Genomic DNA, 19128 nt, shown 5'->3' with positions numbered 1-19128 from the left:
AATCCTTGTTGGGCTATTACCTGAGCCATGTTGTGTAGCGTCGCGGCTTTTGTTTGTAATTCCTCTTCAGGGCAAAAGTCTATAGCTTGCTGATAATGGGCAACAGCCTCTTGCACAAAACCTAAAACCTCTTCGGCACGGGCGACGGTTCCCAAGATGCGGTAATCTTGAAAAACTGCCAGAACTTGCTCACATAGCTCTAAAGCTTCTATAAAGCGGGAATTGTTCACCCAACGGTTTGCAATCATATCCCCAATGCTGACAGCAATATCCTGCTCTTTTGCTAACAATCCCAACCGCACAACTTCCAATGCTTCTGCTTCCGTTTTTTGGTTAGACTCCTCCCACCAAGCTTGATGGATTTTCCTCACCCCTTGCTGTCGCGTTACTTGCCATTCTTCCTCATTTAACACTGGTTCTAGCAATGGTTCTAAAATTGTCGTCACCCGATAACTAGCTGGCTGGTTGGGGTGAGTGGTGGCAGACTCAACTAAGCTGAGGCTGGTTAGCTTTTGCAGAAAAGAGGCAGAGGGGGAAATGGCATTGATGATTTCAACAGTAACGGGAAGGTGAAACACACTCAACCGCGCGAGAAACTTTTGTTCTTCCAATTCCAAAGCATCCAGCAAAGTTTGTGCCAAAATATTTTCACGAAATTTCTGCTCAGTCTTCTCCAGCCGATTCAGTAATTCATCCGCCGCCAGTCCTAGTTGCTGAATCACCTCCAACAGCCACTTCAGCAAACGAGGATTACCATTGGCAATATTAATAATCCTCTGAGTTTTTAACTGTTGCCTAACTTCTTTATCTAAAGGAAAGCAGATTTTATCAATATCACTGCTGCTCATCCCTGCCAAAGATTCCAAATGCAGACGATGAGGTGGCAAAGTGTCTTCTTTCAAATAGCGACAAGTGACAATCAGCCGACTTTCTGCCCCGTTTTCCTCCAACGCCCCACAAATCGCCTCTAAAATTTCGTAAGCCTCTGCCGTCATCCGCAGTGAGCCATCTTCAATGTTAGCTATGGGGATGTTCTGCTCAAAGTCATCCAGCACCAACAGTAAGGGTTGGTTGTGTTCTTTTTCTATTGCTGCAAAAAAGTTTTGCAACCGTCCTTTAAGAGACACCTTTGGTTCGTTCAAAAGTTGCTTGCAAAATCTTCGCTTCTTCCTGCTCAAACCCTAATGGTGGAACTCTGGGATCTTCAGGAGAAGTCGCCATGAACAGCAACCGCAATGGACGATTTTGCACGCCAATCACTTGAGTTTGACGCTGCTGCACAGAACGCACTGGTAAAACGGAAAGATTCTGGCGTTCTATCAAAAACCCTGCACCATCATCTAGCAATTCCCAAGGCAGATGTGCCAATCCCAACGCTACCCGTTCTGTTTCCGGGTTCAACCCCTTTGCTTCGCTGGTTTTAATCAAATCGAGAAGAATCGTTTGCTCATCCGCCTCATCCAGCGCCCTTCTCAGCCATCCTTCTTTACCATCCAGCCATTGATAAAGTTGCCGTCCCAATTGGGTGAGATAGGGTAGATGATCTCTTTGTTGAGCATAGTAATTTTGCTCACACAAATCAATCAGCGCTGCCAACTCCGTTTTATCCAGGCGACGCGAGCCATAATCACAGCGCAGTTCAAAAGTTTGCTGTTGACTGAGGGCGAAGGTGAAGTTTAGGGGCATGGCTGACAGCAGTAGTTTGCACAGTAACCTTCACCGTATTATCACCCAATTCCTGAAATTATCGCCGATATTCGTCGCCGCAATCGCCGATTAGCTGGTACAAATCGCGTGATTGGCGAGATACTGCATTGATGCGATCGCGATCGTCAGCATCTAAACTCAAATTAAATATTTTGGCGTTATCTTCTATATGTTCAGATTCACCAAGTCTGGCACCAACTATCACACCGCCCACTGTTGGCTGATCTAAAATGTAACGCACTGCTACGTTAGAAATGCTTACCCCATGCTTATTAGCAATTTCCTTCAGGATAGCCAGCAACTCTTGAAATAATTGCCAACTACCCCAAGCATCGATCATATTTTTATATTTTTTCAAACTAGCAGTGGATAAATCAAATCCTCGCGGTTCCGGTTTACCCAAATAGTTTTCTGATAACAAACCGCCGCACAGTGTACCGTAAGTAAAAAGCTTTATGTCATGCTGTTGACAAAACTGCACCATATTAACTTCCGGGCGGCGGTCAACAAGGGAAAATTGCACTTGGTTAGAAACAATTTTGATCCCGGCTTCGGTAATAAGCTTTAAGTTTTCTGTGTCAAAATTAGTTAAACCTAAATGCTTAATTTTACCCTCAGTCTGAAGTTCTGCCATATATTTGAGGGCATCTAGGTAATTTTTATCCTGATATTCCCACCAGTGGAATTGCATCAAATCTAACGATTGCACATTCATCCTTCTCAGGGAAATATCAATATTTTCCTCGACGAGTTTTTTCGTCATTTTACCAGGACGAGGCACCCATTTTGTAAAAGCTTGCACCTGAGATAAAGCATCTTTCCCACGAGTGTCAATTAGTTGACAGCGAAACTCACCAATAAAGTCTTCTGCGGGGCCATAGTGGTCTGCTAAATCCCAAGTAGTAAAGCCTGCATCTACATATTTGAACATAGTCTCAATAGCGGCTTGGGGATTAATGCGTCCATGTCCGCCAGAGACTTGCCACATCCCATTTAATATGCGGCAAATGTTTAAATCAGGAGTGAATTGGAGACGGCTAGCTGTGGGTAAGTTCATTTTCAAGTTTAGGAGTGAGAAGAGACACGATTAATCGCGTCTGTACAATAGTTAGCAGTGAGAAGAATGAAGAATTAGTAAGTTTATAAGCATCTTATTACAAGATTCTTAAGCTTTATGCCTTCTTAAGAACCATTTATAACAGCGATAATCAATAACTCTTAAATCTTAACTCTTAACTCCTAACTTTGAACTCCTAACTTCCAACTTTCTAACGCCAGTCTTTTTCAGCTTGTTCGAGAACGTAAGCAGCAACATCTTGAATTTGCTGTTCAGTCAGGCGTTCTTTGTAGGCTGACATATTATTTTTACCAATGGTAACTATAGATGTAACTGCCTCTATTGAATCCATGCCATACTTTTTCAGCGCTTGCTTTTTGAGATTTTTACCTCGCCTGATGATGTTGCTGCCATTAATATGACAACCAGCACAATGAACACTAAATATTTGTTCACCGTTAACTGTGTCTGCTGCACTAACAGGTAAAGTAAAAGTGCTGATCAATAACAAAAATGTTACTAATACTAATGTAAGTAGTTTTTTCATTTAATTTTTCCCGATCTAGACATACTTGTTGCAGGGATTAGTATCAGAAGCAATACTACAAGGATTCAAAGTCAGTTGTAAATCCAGCAAAATTTGCACAATCTTCTTGAAAGGCTTCGGCATCGCTAACATCTTCAATTTTGTAAGACATGATGCGCGTCCCATCTGGCATTTTTTTGGAACTAATCAATTCACCTTGATATTTTTCTGCGATCGCTTTAAATTCAGTACCATACCGCTTCCAGGCATCGCCTGAACAAGTAATATTTACTTGCCACATATTTTCATCTCAATTACTAGCAACAAATATTAATCATCTCACGAATGGGCAACATGCTACACATCACCTCCTGAAGGTTATTATTTTCTATCTAAAGGAAGTGCCGAGCCTTCTTAGACTACGCCATAATGTAGTTATGCGAACATGTCTAGAAAATTTTATCCAAAATAGTTAAACCCCAAGAGTTGAAAATGCCTAACAATATCAAACAACAAATTCAAGCAGACTTGCAACAAGCGAAAGAAACTGGACAATTAAGAACTGAACGGATTCGAGAAATTGTGAAATCCGCAGTTTCTCAAGTAGCTTCTGAGTTTAAACAAGGTTCAAGTGAAGTTCGTAGTATTGTTAAAGATGCTGTCTCTGCTGTAATTGAAAACTTCCAAGAAAAAGGTAGCGAACTCAAAGATGAAGTGACAGCTTCTATTGAAGGAGCGCTGGAAGGGATTAATAGCAAAAGACATGAAAGCATTGCTCAAACTCAGATAGATATAAAGCGCCTACAGGCTCAACTGGATGGTGAAGAAGAACAACTACAGCAAGAGGTTGATGTAATTTTGGCAGATATTGAAGAGACGGGTAAGGAAAAACCTGCTAGTACTAAAACTGCAATTGATTCTGCTGTCAATGCCCTTAAAGATAGTGAAGAAGCAGGATTGTTAAAGAAACGTTACGCCCAACTGCAAGCGCAGCTAGCAATTGTCCGAGCTAACTTAGCCGCACGCTATGGCGGACGTAATATGGAAGTTCAAGATTATCTAGACGAGGCTAAACACTGGTATGATAAAGCTCGTCCTCAAGCAGAATCTATGGCTGTGCAGGTAGAACAGAAGCGATCGCAACTAGAAGATCAACTAGGTGAAGCTGGTACATCTCTAGCAAGAAAAGAACGCCAAATCAAACAAACGTTGAGGCAGTTACTCTTAACGGCGGCTGACTTGTTCAAAGAGAAGGAACCTGCTAATAAAGAGCGCGATACTATTCATAAATAGACTAAATTGCTTTTTCACACAAACCCTGATACATATAGAATTTTTGTAGGGACACGGCATTGCTGTGTCCTTTACAACGTATTTGTATAATTATTAAAGACTCAGCTTTATTAGGGTGCATTAGCCTTTGGTATAACCCACTGCTTAATAAGCTGAAAAATATCTAAATTGTATAATCGTAGGACTATCCTTATATCAGTTATCGACCCAGTGATGTACAATTTTGACCTCACTTCCATTCCTCTCTACTAAAAGGAGAGAGGCTTTGAATTTTTCCCCCTTCCGGCTTCGGGAAAGGGGTTAGGTCTTATAACTTCTAATTCTGGTAGAAACTAAAATGGTGCGTTACAGCTAAAGCCGTAACGCACCCTACTTAAGATTCCCTAAAATTCATCTTGCGTATTAGTAAATATTTCCTTCTCTATTCAGTTGTTCATCATGCTTGGCAATAACCCAAATTGCATGAATACTACCGGGTAGCCAACCTAGAACTGTGAGCAAGATGTTAATAAACAAGGTTGGACCAATTCCAACTGTCAGGAAAACGCCTAAAGGAGGCACTAACAAACCTAGAAGAAAACGAACTAATTTCATGATTTTGCCGTATTTTTGTGATTTTCTTTAATTACATCTTGGTGAATCTTCCTAGATTAGGAAATTCAACTTCGGATATTTTATTTAGAGTAGAGACGTGGTTATAAAATTGGTCTTTCTACTCATTATAACACTTATCTAGAAGGTAATTCACCTTGGCTTTTTACATCACCACTGCCGGTTAAAAGGTTTCTTTCAACAAAGTAGTTGTTAATGAAAGTGTTAGCAAAAGTTAGAATCACTGGCCCAAGCAGGAAACCAATAATTCCATGAACTGCGAATCCAGGAACTAGCACTGCTGCCAACCAGAAACACAAACCGTTGACGACGAGCGAAAATGCTCCAAATGATAGAAAGTTAAGTGGTAGAGAAAGAGCAGACAAAACTGGTTTAACTGAACCGTTAATTAGACCAACTACTAAAGCCGCAATCATAGCTGCGGGAAAATTAGCAATATTAACGCCTGGAACAACTAAATCAACAATCAACAAGCTCAAAGCTGTAGCTAGGGCGGTTAATAATGGTGTTAACATTTTTCTTACCTAATCACTAAAGATTTTTTGTAACTTCTTATCTCATATTCAACTATCTGCTAGGTTTTAACCTCTCTTGCAAGATAGAATTTGTTTCTACCGTTAGGCCGATCATTGAGAAAAAGATAGCGGTTTCACTACTGCGTAGGTTTTACTTAAAAAAGCACTCCGAGGTAGGTTGGGTTGAGGAATCAAACCCAACATTTTCACGGTTTTGTCGGGTTTCACTACCTACAACCCAACCTACAAATTTTCTTAACCGATTAGTATTGCAATCACTTAGATTTTCCCGACTCAGGCTGATAGTAAAGCGCTGATTTATACAAGATTTGTTCTTGATGGGTTTCTAAAGTGCAATTAGATAAAGGGTAAGTTACACAAGTAACAACATAACCAGCCTGTATTTCACTTGGGCGCAGAAATTTTTGCTCACTTTGATCAACTTCACCGCTAATGAGTTTGGCGATACAGGCAGAACATTCGCCTTGTTTGCACCCAGATGGTAGGCGGATACGTGCTTCTTCTGCCATATCTAGAATATATTGATCGTCTGGTACTGGAATAGTACGATCTAATCCAAGTGTAGGATTGATGAATTGAACTTGATAAACTGCCATCTGCTGTTTGTAATTATTGTTTAACTGCTTTCATCGACAAACTAATCCGCTTGAGTTTCTCGTTGATTTCTAGCACCTGCACTTTGACTACTTGTCCGACTTTGACAACTTTGTTGGGATCGTCTACAAATCTATCAGCAAGTTGGGATATATGCACCAAGCCATCTTGATGGACGCCGATATCTACGAAAGCGCCGAAGTTGGCGACATTTGTGATCATTCCTTCCAGTTCCATTCCCACCTTTAAGTCGCTGATTTCCTTAATTCCTTCTCTGAAGGTGGCATACTTAAACTCAGCACGGGGATCTCTACCTGGTTTTTCTAGTTCACTGAGGATGTCGCGCAGTGTGGGTTCGCCGACGCTATCGGTAACGTATTTCTTCAGGTTGGTCTTTTTAAGTTTTTCGGCAATTTGTGTTACCTGATTTAATGGCACATTTAGATCAGATGCGATCGCTTCTACTACAGAATAACTTTCTGGATGCACTGCTGTATTATCTAATGGGTTCTCACCGCCGCGAATCCGCAGAAAACCCGCCGCTTGTTCAAAAGCCTTTGGCCCCAATTTGGGAACTTTCAAAAGTTGTCGGCGATTTTTAAAGGCTCCATTCTGGTTGCGATAGGCGACAATGTTATTAGCAACACTTGCCGTAATCCCAGAGACAGAAGTCAGAAGTTCTTTAGAGGCGGTGTTCAAGTCTACGCCGACGTAGTTAACGCAGCTTTCTACAGTCTCATCCAATTTCTTTTTCAGCAACTTCTGATCGACATCGTGCTGATATTGTCCCACACCAATGGATTTGGGATCGATTTTCACCAGTTCCGCCAGAGGATCTTGCAAACGGCGGCCGATGCTTATTGCACCGCGCACGGTAACATCTAAATCGGGAAACTCTTCCAGCGCTACAATACTTGCAGAATATATAGATGCGCCAGATTCATTCACCATCACCTTAACTGGTTTGCGTTCTATGGTTTGCAATACTTGCGTGACAAACTCCTCTGTCTCGCGCGACGCTGTACCGTTACCAATGGCGATTAACTCAATCTTGTATTTTTGAATTAGATTTTTGACGGTTTGTGCAGCTTTAGCGCGTTGTTCAGCCGCTTGGTGAGGAAAAACCGCTTGGTATTCCAAAAATTTCCCCGTTTGGTCGAGGACAGCAACTTTACACCCGGTTCTAAATCCAGGGTCTATCGCCAAGGTTGGTTTCATTCCTGCTGGTGCAGATAGCAGCAACTCTCGCAGATTAGTTTCAAATGTCTTGATTGATTCCATGTCTGCATAAACTTTATTTTCAGAAATTACCTCTCCCATTAGAGAGACTTTCATCAAACGATTGAATGCATCCTTCAACATCGCCTGATAAAAATCCCGAATTGTCCGAACTTTGGTTTTAATTTCTTTCGACTCAAGATAGTAAAGTACCGTATCCTCATCAAAAGCAATTTCAAAGCTTAATACTTTCTCAGTTTCGCCTCGACACAACGCCAGCATATTGTGGGGTGCAATATTTTTTACCCTAATTTGATAGTTACGGTACATCTCAAATTTGGTTGAACCTTCGGGATAATCATCTTTGATGTGGGAGACAAATACCCCTTCTTCTAGAAGAAAATCGCGGATATATGCCCGTAATTCAGCTTTTTCGGCCACTTCTTCCCCTAAAATATCAGCAGCACCTTTGAGTGCTTCTTCTGCTGTTTTTACTCCCTTGGCTTCAGAAATATACTTAGCCGCTTCTTCTTCTAGTGAAGCTGTTGCAGCATTTTTTACATTTAATGACTTGATGAATTCCGCCAGTGGTTCGAGTCCTTTTTCTCTGGCGATAGTGGCGCGGGTGCGTCGTTTTGGGCGATAGGGTAGATATAAATCCTCAAGTTCGGTTTTTTGTAAGCAGGATGAGATTTTGGCTTTGAGTTCATCTGTGAGTTTACCTTGTTGGGCGATCGCACTTAAAATCACAGATTTTCGTTCTTCCAGTTCTGTTAAATAAGTATATCGATCAGCCAGTTCACGTAGTTGCACTTCATTCATCTCATCCGTGCGCTCTTTCCGGTAACGTGCAATAAAGGGAATCGTTGCACCCTCCGCCAAAAGTTCCAGCGCGTTTTGCACCTGATGGGGTTTCAGGTTGATTTCAGTTGCCAGTAATTGAGGAATGTTCAGCATTAGGTGTCTAAAATGAAAAAATGAAAATGCTACTTCTAAAGGTAATATGGTAGTACCGCAAGGCGGAAGTCACGCATTCACGCATTCAAAAGTTTTGTATATCAAGGCTTTTGCAAGTTTTAAAATGGTAGCTTGATTTACGCGCCTTGTACTAGATCCTAATCCTGGCGCAAAGCCAAAGTTTTAAGCTAATTTACCAGATGATTGCTCACAACAGTGCAATTGAGTTTTAAATCCTTCCAATCTGCGTGTTAACCAAGAGTTTGTATAGCATAGCGCAGCTATTCTGAGTCGGGACACTGGTAGAACGAATATTTATTTCGATCGACAGTTGTGGCTAAAACCTTATTAAATGTAAGATTAACCAGAATTCCAAAAACAATTTTAATTTGTTTCATAGATACAACAACTTTTAGTTCAGAGGTTAGTAAAATGCCTTTGTTTTTCTTGATACCACTGTGTACGGCTTTAGCCACTGGCTACTTATTTAAAAAGAGTAGTGATGAAATTGCATATATTGCAGGTGTATTTGCAGCTATTAGCTTTATTTTCAGTTTAGTATTAGCACCCTGGCAGATTCAGTTTGGATTGTTAATCATTGTCTTAATTATTACCAACAGACTTTTGCAGGAAAATGAGTCAAAACAAACTCAAAGCAAAGGAAAACAATTTAGAGAAACTAAATAAGACCAACTACCACCAACTAATTTTTTCTCAACTGTAAACTGCTGAAAATTATAAGCCAGCTACTTAACAATATCCTTAAAAACGGAACTTGGTAATTTTTGTGTGGGGAATTCTTCCATGTGAATACATAGCGGTTCTCATAAAGACCGGGAAGCCGCTACGTGTCTATGGATGCAATCCACTTTGACCTCACTTCCATTCCTCTGTTTTAAAAGTAGAGAGACTTTGAATCTTACTCCCCAACACTACAAGGGTTAAGTCTGTATTACACTCAATTGAGAAGTGCTATAGTCTTGACCTTTTTATATAGGAATCGTAAATTGTTTTTGAAAAAATCTAAGTAGTCTTGTCTTGTCTGTTAGAGGATGTTTTAAAAGTCCTCTTGTCGGTAGCAAAAAGTTTTAGATTTCCCTAAATCTACGCCAGTTGCTCATGGGGTAAACCCCCAAGTGGAGCGACTTGCGTGGGTTAGGGGTGATAAATCAGTGCCAAAAATCACAGCCAACCACTTTTCAAACAACCTCTAAGTTAACCTTAAACTAAGTTTTGTCTAAGATATCTGAATTTGAAGATTTTCGTGGATAAATAAAAACTATTTAGACTATCCATTAGCATTTATAATTGCTAATTATAGCATACTTTTATACTTAAAAAGCCGTTGTTTGCACTGTTGTTCAAGTTTCAATTCTGCTTTCTCAAAGTCTTAGCTTTGCACTTTTAGAATCGGATACTAAATCGCTACTTCTGGAAGCTTATTAGCCAGAAAGTGGTACATAAATGTACAAATTCTTAAAAATAAAGATTCATCAAGAGAAAAGTGTAGATTATTATAAAGTTTTTGTTTAAGTATATTTTCTTAAAATGAATTTTTGATGAAGTATGGCGATAAATTTGCAACACTCTTTTATCGTGGTATTCTAGTAAGTAATTATATGTAAAAACAAATTTTGAGGTACAACTCTAGTTAAAATTACATATAATTAAGAATAATCAAACAAAACTAATACTTAAGATAATGTAATGTAAAAACATCTCAAATCCGCTTAACTCAACGTAAGTTGCGAATTGATGACCAAACGCTAGTCAAAAACTCCATTTTGACATTCAGTAAAATTTTCCATAAACCTACCTGTAAAGCGCATTACTGTAGAGTTATCTATCAATTCTTTCCGCTCTTAGGCTGACTTTGGTTACCCATTGTGTTCCGATGTTCAAGAGAAATACGTATAAACACTCACTTTGAGTATTAAATTTTATTAATCGGCTTAGTTTCCAGCCCAAGTTACAGATATGTCTGTGAGCCTGGATAAATTCTATGGCATGTCAGAAAACTAATAAACACTTCCTGGAGAAAATGTAAGAACATTTATTAATTCAACTTAGTTTTGATGCAGAAGTTAATGGCTTGAGAAGTTGAGTAGTGTCTTCAACAAGATTCCTATAGCAGGATACAACTGATGAAAGTTAATAAATGGATTAATCAAAAATTCTGGAAATCCATTTTTACTCGCTTAACTCCATCTGTTGAACATGCGGGCCGAATCCGAGTTCAGCAACTTTGTTCACAAATTTGTGAAAGAGGACTTAATGTTCCCTATATCTGCATCCACTATGATATAGATATTGCGATCGCACTAAAACTAGTCTGGAAACATAACTGGCTGATACGGAACACATCTGCAATTCATATTGGGCAAAGCCTAAATTGATTGTGCCAATTGTCAAGCAAGGAAACTGTTATGTCTGCAAGTATAACCGACTCTACTCGGATAATATCGGGCGTTGTCATGATACAGCAACCATCCCACAAGTTGCATAGTATTTAGTTGCTAACTCTTGGACATGAGCTTCGACGATCATTTTGATATCAGTCACTTCAACATAGCCTTCCTAATTTTGTTGTCTATTTATTGAAGTGGAAGTCGAATTGCACAGAAGGTGTAACCTCAATCCGAAACTTTTAAAACAATGGGCTGTTTATTGTCCGGTTCATACCTACTATCTCGATTGAGGTAAATGTACTATGAAATCTATCTCGCAAACTTCAAACGTTAAAATAATTCCTTATATTATCCTGTTTATCAGTATTTTATTTAGTATTTCTGGGCAATTGCTGATGAAGCATACCATGAGTCATACAAATGAGGGACTATTTAATTGGGTATTTATTCAAAAATTAGTATTAGCTATTAGTGTTTATTGCTTGGGAGTAATAAATTGGATATTGGCTTTGCGCTCTGTAAAATTGAGTATTGCTTATCCACTTACTAGTTTAAATTATGTCGGGATACTTTTCGGTTCATACTACTTTTTTAATGAAGAGATTACACTAACTCGAATCGCAGGAGTAATAACTATTTTTCTAGGTGTTCTTTTAGTGGTTATTCCCCTGAAAAAAGCTACATAAATTTCTAGTAAATCTCATCAGTAAACATTGAAAAATGAACATCATTACTTGGCTAGTTTTAATGCTTGTGGTTTTATTCGGAACAACAGCGAACCTATCACTAAAGTATGGACTTTACATTTCTAGCCCTACAAAGGGAGCAAGCGCATCTATCCAAAATCTGTTATTATCTCGTTATTTTTGGATTTGGTTTATCTGCTATACATTTATGACTATATTGTGGCTTTATGTATTGCGGACAATTCCTCTGAGTAAAGCATTTCCAGTTTTAGGATTAATGTATGCATTTGTACCAATTGCTTCTCACTATTTTCTAAAAGAGCAGGTTATATTTAGCCAGTGGATAGGAATTTCCATTATCATAACTGGTGTAGTTCTTGTTGTAAATTAATAGCTAAAGGGGTAAACAGCAAGGCTATTAATATTCAAATCTTCTGAAAATAAATCTCAAAAGCATCCCTACAAAAATCTAAATTAAATTTATGAATATAGGCATCATTGGCGGGGGTATAACTGGGCTAGTATTAGCGCAACGTCTTTCAAATCAAGGACATAAAGTAACTGTATTCGACAGTAATAAACAGCTTGGTGGACTTACCACTTATCATGATTATGGGTTGTTTACCTGGGATCGGTTTTATCATGTCATCCTCCCTTCTGATACTCATTTAATAAATTTTCTCAGAGATATTGGTCTTGGAGATAAACTGCGTTGGCATCGAAGTTTAACAGGCTTTTACGATAATCAAAAATTTTATTCTATCAGTAATTCTATAGAATTTCTCCGGTTTCCTCTATTTGGACTTATAGGTAAAATCAGATTAGCTTTTACTCTATTGTATGGTTCACGCCTTAATAACTGGCGACGCTTAGAGAAGATATTAGTTGAAGATTGGCTATTGAAACTTGGTGGTAAAAGCACATACGAAAAGCTCTGGAAACCCTTGCTTCTATCCAAATTAGGAGAAAACTATAAGCGAATATCAGCAGTTTTTATCTGGGCTTATATCAAACGACTATTTTCAGCGCGGGATTCTTCATTAAATAAAGAACAACTTGGTTATGTCTCAGGCGGTTACAAAACTGTTTTTGACCATATAGAAAAATTAATTTACGCGGCTGGGGGTCATATCCACACAGGTGTTGCGGTGGAATATATCGCACCTCATCCAGAGGGTGGAATGTGGGTAGAATATCAGGGCAAAAAGGAACATTTTGATAAAGTCATCTTTACAGGCCCAGTTAATATTCTGCAACAGGTTGCTGCCAAAGAATTGGTAAAAGTTTCAGACACTGGTGAAACAGTAGAATACCTGGGCGTAATCTGCATGGTACTTATTACTCGCAAGGCTCTAATTCCTTATTACGTAGTAAATATTGCCGATAGAAATGTTCCCTTTACTGGAGTCATCGGTATGAGTAACTTAGTTTCTTTGCAAGAGACAGCAGGGTATCATATCACATTCCTACCAAAATATATCCTTTCCACTGACCCGTTGTTAAAACAGCCAGATGATGAATTGCGCCAAGTATTTTTCCAGGGTATACGTTTGATGTTCCCAGGACTCAAAGCAGATGATATTGTCGCAGCACACATTAATCGAGCTATTAAAGTACAGCCACTACAAGTTTTAAATTATTCAAGCTTTGTTCCAAAAGTGAGTACTGAAAATGATGATTTTTTCGTCGTCAATACCTCACAGTTGGTCAATGATAGCGTCAACAACAACGCAGTCGTCCGACAGGTCGATGAATTTCTCAAGAAATCAACATTAGTGAATTCTTGAAATTTGAGAATGATATTTTGAAAATCACACGAGGTACTTATGAGTCTTTTTGTTCTTTTACCTGCATACAATGAGCAAGAATCAATTCGCCCCTTGTTCAAAAAGTTTCAGGTATTGCAGGAAATCTCTAATATGGATATCCGGCTGATTCTTGTTGATGATGGTAGCAAGGATGCAACTGCTCAGACTGCTTTAGATGAATCTCAATCGCTGGGGATATCACTGAAATTAGTCCAACATCCCAAAAATGCTGGTTTAGGTCAAGCAATTAAAACAGGTTTCACAACTTTCTTAGAAATTTCTAAAGAAGGCGATTTTTTAGCCGCGATGGATTGCGACAACACTCAACCACCAGAACTATTAATCAAGATGTATGAGACGATGATAGCTGGTAGCTATGATATTGCGATCGCATCCAGATATCGAAAAGGCTCTAAAGTCATAGGCTTATCAACATTTAGAGAGATAATGAGTTACGGAGCAAGCTGGCTTTTTAGAATTGCAGCCCATGTACCAGGTGTAAAAGACTACACTTGTGGCTACAGGCTGTATAACCGTAGTTTCGTCAGCAAACTAAATATGTATTATGGCGAGAATTTATTCACTGAAAGTGGATTTGCTTGCATGATAGATTTACTGCTGAAAGCCAAAGCGCTCAAACCAAAAATTGTAGAAATTCCAATGGTTTTGAGATACGATCAAAAGCCTAGTGCCAGCAAAATGAAAATTCTTAAAACTATTACTCGAACCCTGAAGCTATTGTTTAAGAATTTAACATCGCCAGCGCCAACTGCTGCTAATTTAGGTCAGACTTTCAATCAGCAAGAAATAGTAAGAATTCCCCTGAAAATAACAAATCGTAAATAAACCTGAGAAGGAATAGGCTCTCACCAAGAATTAACTGGATGGAAAATGGTAATTTATCAACGGTATCATTTTAGGGACGAGCAAGGCAGAAATCAAAAATAAGTTTGATTAAATTGTTGCTTTTACCAATATATGTGGATATTCTTTCCTATACTTTAAAAAATTGGAAGACAGTCTTATACAGCCTTCCAATTATTTATGTATGAATATTTTCACTTTCTGGTTTGCTCATTCTCTGCGTCTAAATATCATGTCCGCATAAATAGTTATGCTAACTATAGTCATTACACCCTACCCCTTAATCCCCTCTCGAAGAGCGAGGAGGGGTTCTTCGGGTTTAATTAGCAATCAAGCGGACATGATATAAACATTACACCCAGTATTGCATCGCTCACCAAAGGGTGTTAATTACAATATTTCACTCATGCTTAAGAGGGGGAAGTAAGTTTTTTAGGTGAGGAAACCCCTACTACTTAATTGCCGACTCTGGCTTTCCCTGATTTGTTAGACTGAACACACCAGGATTTTTCAGTCAAATCTCTGAACTACGCCAGCAGACGAGGCTACCCATGCTTACAAGTACGCTACTTCTCTCGAATCAACTTCCCACCCTCCAATATTCCTCCACACCAGAGCGTTTCGATGAAACCTGGGAAGCCCCCCTGGCTACCCTCCTGGGACTAGGACGCGCCGCAGGTGCTGACTTCATCGAATTATTTTTAGAACGTCGCAACTATATTAGTTCTCTTGCAGAAGACGACTCCATCACTAGTATTTCACCCAGTCTGTCTACAGGCGCGGGAGTCAGAGTATTTCGCGGCAAAGCTGATTGCTACGTTAGCACCAATGACCTTTCTTTTTCCGGTTTGAAAGCAGCTTTAGAAAAAGGTCTTTCTATCTTAGGATTGCAACTACCCACTGCTAAAGCTTTCATCCCAGAAATCAATCTGGAATTACTGAGAGATTACGCCACCAAAAGAGGTAAAGATGCATGGCTACCAGCATGTAGCTCCATCCGAGAAATGGGAGAAGTCCTCCTTGATGGTACTGCCCACCTGAAGCAAAAAGCTAGCCATGTTCAATCGCGCCGTGCTACCTATTTCCGGGATTGGCAAGAGGTCTTAATCGCCGCCAGTGACGGCACTTTTGCCCGTGACATTCGCCTTACCCAGTCAGTAGGATTTAACCTATTGTGTGCTGATGGTGCTAATCGTGCTTCCATCGGTGAACGCGCTGGTAACACTAGTGATGCCAACTTCTTGAGGACTTGGGATTCTCAGCAAGCCGCCGAAAAAATAGCAGAATCTGCTGGTAAAATGCTTTACGCTGATTACGTAGAATCAGGTACTTACCCGATTATTATGGCCAATCACTTTGGTGGCGTAATTTTCCACGAAGCTTGTGGACACCTGCTAGAAACCACTCAAATCGAACGCAATACCACTCCCTTTGCTGACAAAAAAGGCGAAAAAATTGCCCACGAAAGTTTGACAGCCTGGGATGAAGGACGGTCTGAAAATGCCTTCGGGACAATTGACATGGATGACGAAGGTATGCCTGCTCAAAGAACCCTATTAATTGAAAAAGGCGTTCTCAAAAACTTCTTAGCAGATAGAACAGGTTCTGCACGCACCGGACACCCCAGAACTGGAAGTGGACGACGCCAAAATTATACCTATGCTGCTGCTAGCCGGATGCGTAATACTTATATTGATTCTGGCGAATATAGCATTGATGATTTATTTACCTCTGTTGATAAAGGTATTTACTGTAAAAAGATGGGTGGCGGAAGCGTTGGTGCTACAGGCCAATTTAACTTTAGTGTTGATGAAGCTTATTTTATTGAAAATGGCAAAATCACCAAACCGCTAAAGGGAGCAATTCTTATCGGTGAAGCTAAGGAAATTATGAATAAAATTTCTATGTGTTCCCAAGATTTGGAAATTGCACCTGGTTTTTGTGGTTCCGTCAGTGGCAGTATTTACACCACAGTAGGACAACCCCACATCAAGGTTGATTCTATTACCGTCGGTGGAAGATAATAATTTTGGATTTGAAATTTTGGATTTTGGATTGTGAATGCTCAGGATATTGCGTCAATAAAAAGCTACGAATAAATATAAGTCATAAGCTAAACCACATATAGTTTGCATAATATTAAATAATACATTTATTTATTGTGGGTTTGGCGTTTCGCCTCCCCAATATATGCAAATTTTATGTGGAACAGCTTAACATCCAAAATCCAAAAATCTAATATCCAAAATAAAATCGCTTCCTATCCAAAATCTAAAATTCAAAATCAAAAATTGACTATGCCAAATATCAATGAGATTGCAAATTCCGCCAAGGACAATGCTGATAAGCTTGGTATTAAGAAATTTGACATTTATGGGTCAACAGTAGATGATACTAGCGTGCAAGTAGACCAAGGTGAGCCAAAACAAGTCAAAGCTTCAAATCGCTCTGGTGTTACTGTTCGTGTCTGGAATGAAGATAATACAATGGGTGTCACCAGCACCACAGATGTAGATCCGAAGGGACTGGAATTAGCTTTGAAAACTGCCTACGAAGCTAGCTTCTTTGGTGTTAAAGAAAATGTTCCTGATTTTAGTCCAGAAGCTACTGTTTCTATTGCAAATAAACCTCAAGATAAGACACCCCAAGCACCTGTTGCTGAACTCATCGAAAGATTGTTGGTAGCTGAAAAAGAATTACTGGCAGCTCACCCAGCAATTAAAGGTGTGCCTTATAATGGGTTATCGCAAAGAGATATTGACAGGTTTTATCTCAATAGCGACGGTGCAGTGAGAACTGAATCTCACTCTTTAGCATCAGTTTACCTTTACAGCAAAACTGAGGAAGAAGGAAAGAAACCTCGCAGTGCAGGTGCTTTTAGAATCAACCATAGTTTAGATAATCTAGACATCAATGGTTGCATCAAAGAAACCGCAGATAAAACTATCAGTCACTTGAATTATGAAAAAATCAAAACTGGTAAATATCGGGTTGTTTTTTCACCAGAAGCTTTCTTAAGTCTGTTAGGTGGTTTTTCTAACTTGTTCAACGCTCAAAGTATTTTGGACAACCAAAGCTTATCTACTGCTGATGATTTAGGTAAGCAAATTGCTTCTCCTCTGATTTCAGTTTTTGATGATGCACTTCACTCAGCTAACGTAGGCGCAGAAAGTTTTGATGGTGAAGGAACTCCTACTCGTCAGGTTTCGCTGATTGAAAATGGGATTTTAACAAGCTTTCTCCACAGTGCAGGCACTGCCAAAAGGTTCAATACCCAGCCAACAGGTAATGCCAGTATTGGTGCAAAAGTTAGTGTTAGTCCCAATTTTTATCACGTTTTTTCAACCGCAACTCCCGAAGAAGAGTTGAGTTTAGAAACGGCTGAAAATGTAATTTTTATTGATGATTTACAAGCTCTCCATGCTGGAGTTAAAGCCTTGCAAGGTTCGTTTTCTTTGCCGTTTGATGGTTGGCTAGTTAACAAGGGTGTAAGGACGAGTATTGAGTCAGCAACTGTTGCTGGCGATTTCTTGGAAGTCCTGAAGTCAATTATTTATGTAGAAAGAGAGCCAGAGTTAACTCCAGGGGGAGTTTGCCCGAAAATCTGGGTTAATGAACTGTCTATTACTGGTGAGTAAAAGTTAAAAAGTAGAGAGTTAGGAGTTGAATATAACTCTTAACTCATCACTTTGAAATCATTACTCACCATTAGTATTCACCACCAATGCTAATGGCAGTATTGAATACATCAGCACCGCTTAAATCAATATTAGCCATAACAGCGCCATTTACGTCACTATTATATAAGCGGGAATTACTCAAATTAACGTTGGTAAGATTAGCATTATTTAAGATAGTATCGCTGACGAATGCTTTTGTGAGATTAGCAGACTTCAAATTTGCACCCGTTAAATCAGCACCTTCTAAGTTAGCACCTTCGAGATTAGCTCCTTTTAAATTTGCATTTCTGAGGTCAACACCTATCAGGTGAGCGCCTTTGAGATTTGCTCCTGTTAAATTACATCCAGAACATTCTCTAGTTTCCAGCAAGCGCCGGACAGGGGCGGAGTTTTCTGCTTTGACGGAAAGGGGAGCAGCTAAAGATAGCGTGCTGAGTAAGGCTGCTGCCGTCAAAAAAATTCGTTTCATATTTACCTCCGACACTTCTAGAAGTCATTAAATTTTTGAACTTCTACGATACTAGTGTGCCAAGATTACAGAATTCTGTACTCATGCGATCGGAGTAATATATAATTTCTATGAGAATAGGTATTCTTCTATAAGCTAGTCCGATCGGACTAATACTAAGATTATTGGACTCAACTGCAACAACTGCAAACCGTTATATACAGCAGAATACAGAATTCAGTAGTAAAACACGCTTTATACCTGGGTAACAGACGAATCGTCATGTCGAACCACTTTACCCACGGTTGACTCAACAGCCGAATCCTGATGGTCATTGCCTGTGACAGTTAAATTCCTTAGACCTTACTGCTTCCTATCAAATACAACAGCGCCATACGAACGGCGACACCACTGGTAACTTGCGATTGAATGAGACTAAATTCTGGGTCATCCATCAATTCAGAACTAATTTCGACACCACGGTTAACTGGGCCTGGATGCAAAATTTTGACATTAGGTTTACAAAGTTGCAACTTTGTGCTAGTAATGCCAAATAGTTGATGATATTCTCGCAAACTTGGCAGTAAATGAGCCGTCATACGTTCCTTTTGCAGGCGCAAAGTCATTACCAAATCAGCATTCTGCAAAGCTGGTTCTAGTTGCCAGTGGAGAAAAAGTTGGGGAGTGGGGAAGGTGGGGCCCCCTCTGGGGATAAGGGGTAATGGGGAGTGGGG

At 39.6% G+C, this 19128-nt stretch carries 18 protein-coding genes and 2 pseudogenes; 9 read left to right on the top strand and 11 right to left on the bottom strand.

Going from position 1 to position 19128, the window contains the following annotated elements:
• The 5 genes and pseudogenes from ACFFAP_RS22580 to ACFFAP_RS22560 all read right to left on the bottom strand — a co-directional run.
• A pseudogene (locus ACFFAP_RS22580) lies at window positions 1-1142 on the bottom strand (hypothetical protein); the annotation flags it as partial.
• Entirely contained in the window at window positions 1117-1686 is a 570-nt protein-coding gene (locus ACFFAP_RS22575) for a hypothetical protein (RefSeq protein ID WP_375513319.1), read from the bottom strand. The pseudogene ACFFAP_RS22580 and the gene ACFFAP_RS22575, both read right to left, overlap by 26 nt.
• A 58-nt stretch (window positions 1687-1744) precedes the next feature.
• Window positions 1745-2764, bottom strand: coding sequence for an aldo/keto reductase (locus tag ACFFAP_RS22570; protein WP_375513318.1), 1020 nt, complete (start codon window positions 2762-2764; stop codon window positions 1745-1747).
• A 211-nt stretch (window positions 2765-2975) separates the two neighbouring features.
• Window positions 2976-3311, bottom strand: coding sequence for a cytochrome c6 PetJ (petJ, locus tag ACFFAP_RS22565; RefSeq protein WP_375513317.1), 336 nt, complete (start codon window positions 3309-3311; stop codon window positions 2976-2978).
• A gap of 55 nt (window positions 3312-3366) precedes the next feature.
• Window positions 3367-3591, bottom strand: coding sequence for a hypothetical protein (locus ACFFAP_RS22560; protein ID WP_375513316.1), 225 nt, complete (start codon window positions 3589-3591; stop codon window positions 3367-3369).
• 191 nt (window positions 3592-3782) lie between these two features.
• Between ACFFAP_RS22560 and ACFFAP_RS22555 the strand changes: the two genes are divergently transcribed.
• On the top strand, window positions 3783-4583 hold the full coding sequence (locus tag ACFFAP_RS22555; protein WP_375513315.1) for a histidine kinase: 801 nt from the start codon (window positions 3783-3785) through the stop codon (window positions 4581-4583).
• A gap of 402 nt (window positions 4584-4985) precedes the next feature.
• On the opposite strand, the gene ACFFAP_RS22550 is transcribed toward ACFFAP_RS22555, so the two are convergent.
• The 4 genes from ACFFAP_RS22550 to ACFFAP_RS22535 form a co-directional block, all read right to left on the bottom strand.
• Window positions 4986-5177 (bottom strand): YqaE/Pmp3 family membrane protein, encoded by a 192-nt coding sequence (locus ACFFAP_RS22550; RefSeq protein WP_100898558.1) that lies wholly within the window; start codon window positions 5175-5177, stop codon window positions 4986-4988.
• Between the two features lie 134 nt (window positions 5178-5311).
• Window positions 5312-5710 (bottom strand): phage holin family protein, encoded by a 399-nt coding sequence (locus tag ACFFAP_RS22545; protein ID WP_375513314.1) that lies wholly within the window; start codon window positions 5708-5710, stop codon window positions 5312-5314.
• A 275-nt stretch (window positions 5711-5985) separates the two neighbouring features.
• A complete protein-coding gene (locus ACFFAP_RS22540; protein ID WP_375513313.1) occupies window positions 5986-6327 on the bottom strand; it encodes a 2Fe-2S iron-sulfur cluster-binding protein in 342 nt (113 codons plus the stop codon).
• A gap of 13 nt (window positions 6328-6340) precedes the next feature.
• Window positions 6341-8500, bottom strand: coding sequence for a Tex family protein (locus ACFFAP_RS22535; protein WP_375513312.1), 2160 nt, complete (start codon window positions 8498-8500; stop codon window positions 6341-6343).
• A 333-nt stretch (window positions 8501-8833) separates the two neighbouring features.
• Here ACFFAP_RS22535 and ACFFAP_RS22530 point away from each other — a divergent pair, with 333 nt between their 5' ends.
• From ACFFAP_RS22530 to ACFFAP_RS22495, 8 genes are all read left to right on the top strand, one after another.
• Window positions 8834-9187 carry a hypothetical protein gene (locus ACFFAP_RS22530; RefSeq protein WP_375513311.1) on the top strand — a complete coding sequence of 118 codons (354 nt, stop codon included), beginning with the start codon at window positions 8834-8836 and terminating at the stop codon, window positions 9185-9187.
• Between the two features lie 1457 nt (window positions 9188-10644).
• Window positions 10645-10896: a hypothetical protein gene (locus ACFFAP_RS22525; protein ID WP_375513310.1), complete on the top strand. Its 252-nt coding sequence runs from the start codon at window positions 10645-10647 to the stop codon at window positions 10894-10896.
• A 314-nt stretch (window positions 10897-11210) separates the two neighbouring features.
• Window positions 11211-11594, top strand: coding sequence for an EamA family transporter (locus tag ACFFAP_RS22520; RefSeq protein ID WP_375513309.1), 384 nt, complete (start codon window positions 11211-11213; stop codon window positions 11592-11594).
• 34 nt (window positions 11595-11628) lie between these two features.
• Window positions 11629-11985: an EamA family transporter gene (locus ACFFAP_RS22515; RefSeq protein WP_375513308.1), complete on the top strand. Its 357-nt coding sequence runs from the start codon at window positions 11629-11631 to the stop codon at window positions 11983-11985.
• Window positions 11986-12076: 91 nt separating this feature from the next.
• Complete coding sequence (locus ACFFAP_RS22510) at window positions 12077-13381, top strand: NAD(P)/FAD-dependent oxidoreductase (protein WP_375513307.1); 1305 nt, start codon at window positions 12077-12079, stop codon at window positions 13379-13381.
• A gap of 39 nt (window positions 13382-13420) precedes the next feature.
• A complete protein-coding gene (locus tag ACFFAP_RS22505; RefSeq protein WP_375513306.1) occupies window positions 13421-14248 on the top strand; it encodes a glycosyltransferase family 2 protein in 828 nt (275 codons plus the stop codon).
• 569 nt (window positions 14249-14817) lie between these two features.
• On the top strand, window positions 14818-16290 hold the full coding sequence (locus ACFFAP_RS22500) for a TldD/PmbA family protein (protein WP_375513305.1): 1473 nt from the start codon (window positions 14818-14820) through the stop codon (window positions 16288-16290).
• A 273-nt stretch (window positions 16291-16563) separates the two neighbouring features.
• A complete protein-coding gene (locus ACFFAP_RS22495; RefSeq protein WP_375513304.1) occupies window positions 16564-17904 on the top strand; it encodes a TldD/PmbA family protein in 1341 nt (446 codons plus the stop codon).
• 70 nt (window positions 17905-17974) lie between these two features.
• Here the strand turns inward: ACFFAP_RS22495 and ACFFAP_RS22490 are convergent, their stop codons facing one another.
• Both ACFFAP_RS22490 and ACFFAP_RS22485 read right to left on the bottom strand, forming a co-directional pair.
• The gene (locus ACFFAP_RS22490; protein WP_334990798.1) at window positions 17975-18415 is read right to left on the bottom strand and encodes a pentapeptide repeat-containing protein; all 441 of its coding nucleotides are present in this window, start codon (window positions 18413-18415) and stop codon (window positions 17975-17977) included.
• A gap of 335 nt (window positions 18416-18750) precedes the next feature.
• Window positions 18751-19128 (bottom strand): annotated as a pseudogene (locus ACFFAP_RS22485) (aspartate carbamoyltransferase); the annotation flags it as partial.

The sequence above is a fragment of the uncultured Nostoc sp. genome, from assembly GCF_964245575.1.
Classification (GTDB): domain Bacteria; phylum Cyanobacteriota; class Cyanobacteriia; order Cyanobacteriales; family Nostocaceae; genus Nostoc.
The sequence above is the reverse complement of the archived record's forward strand: the minus strand, read 5'-3'. Positions and strand labels throughout refer to the sequence as shown.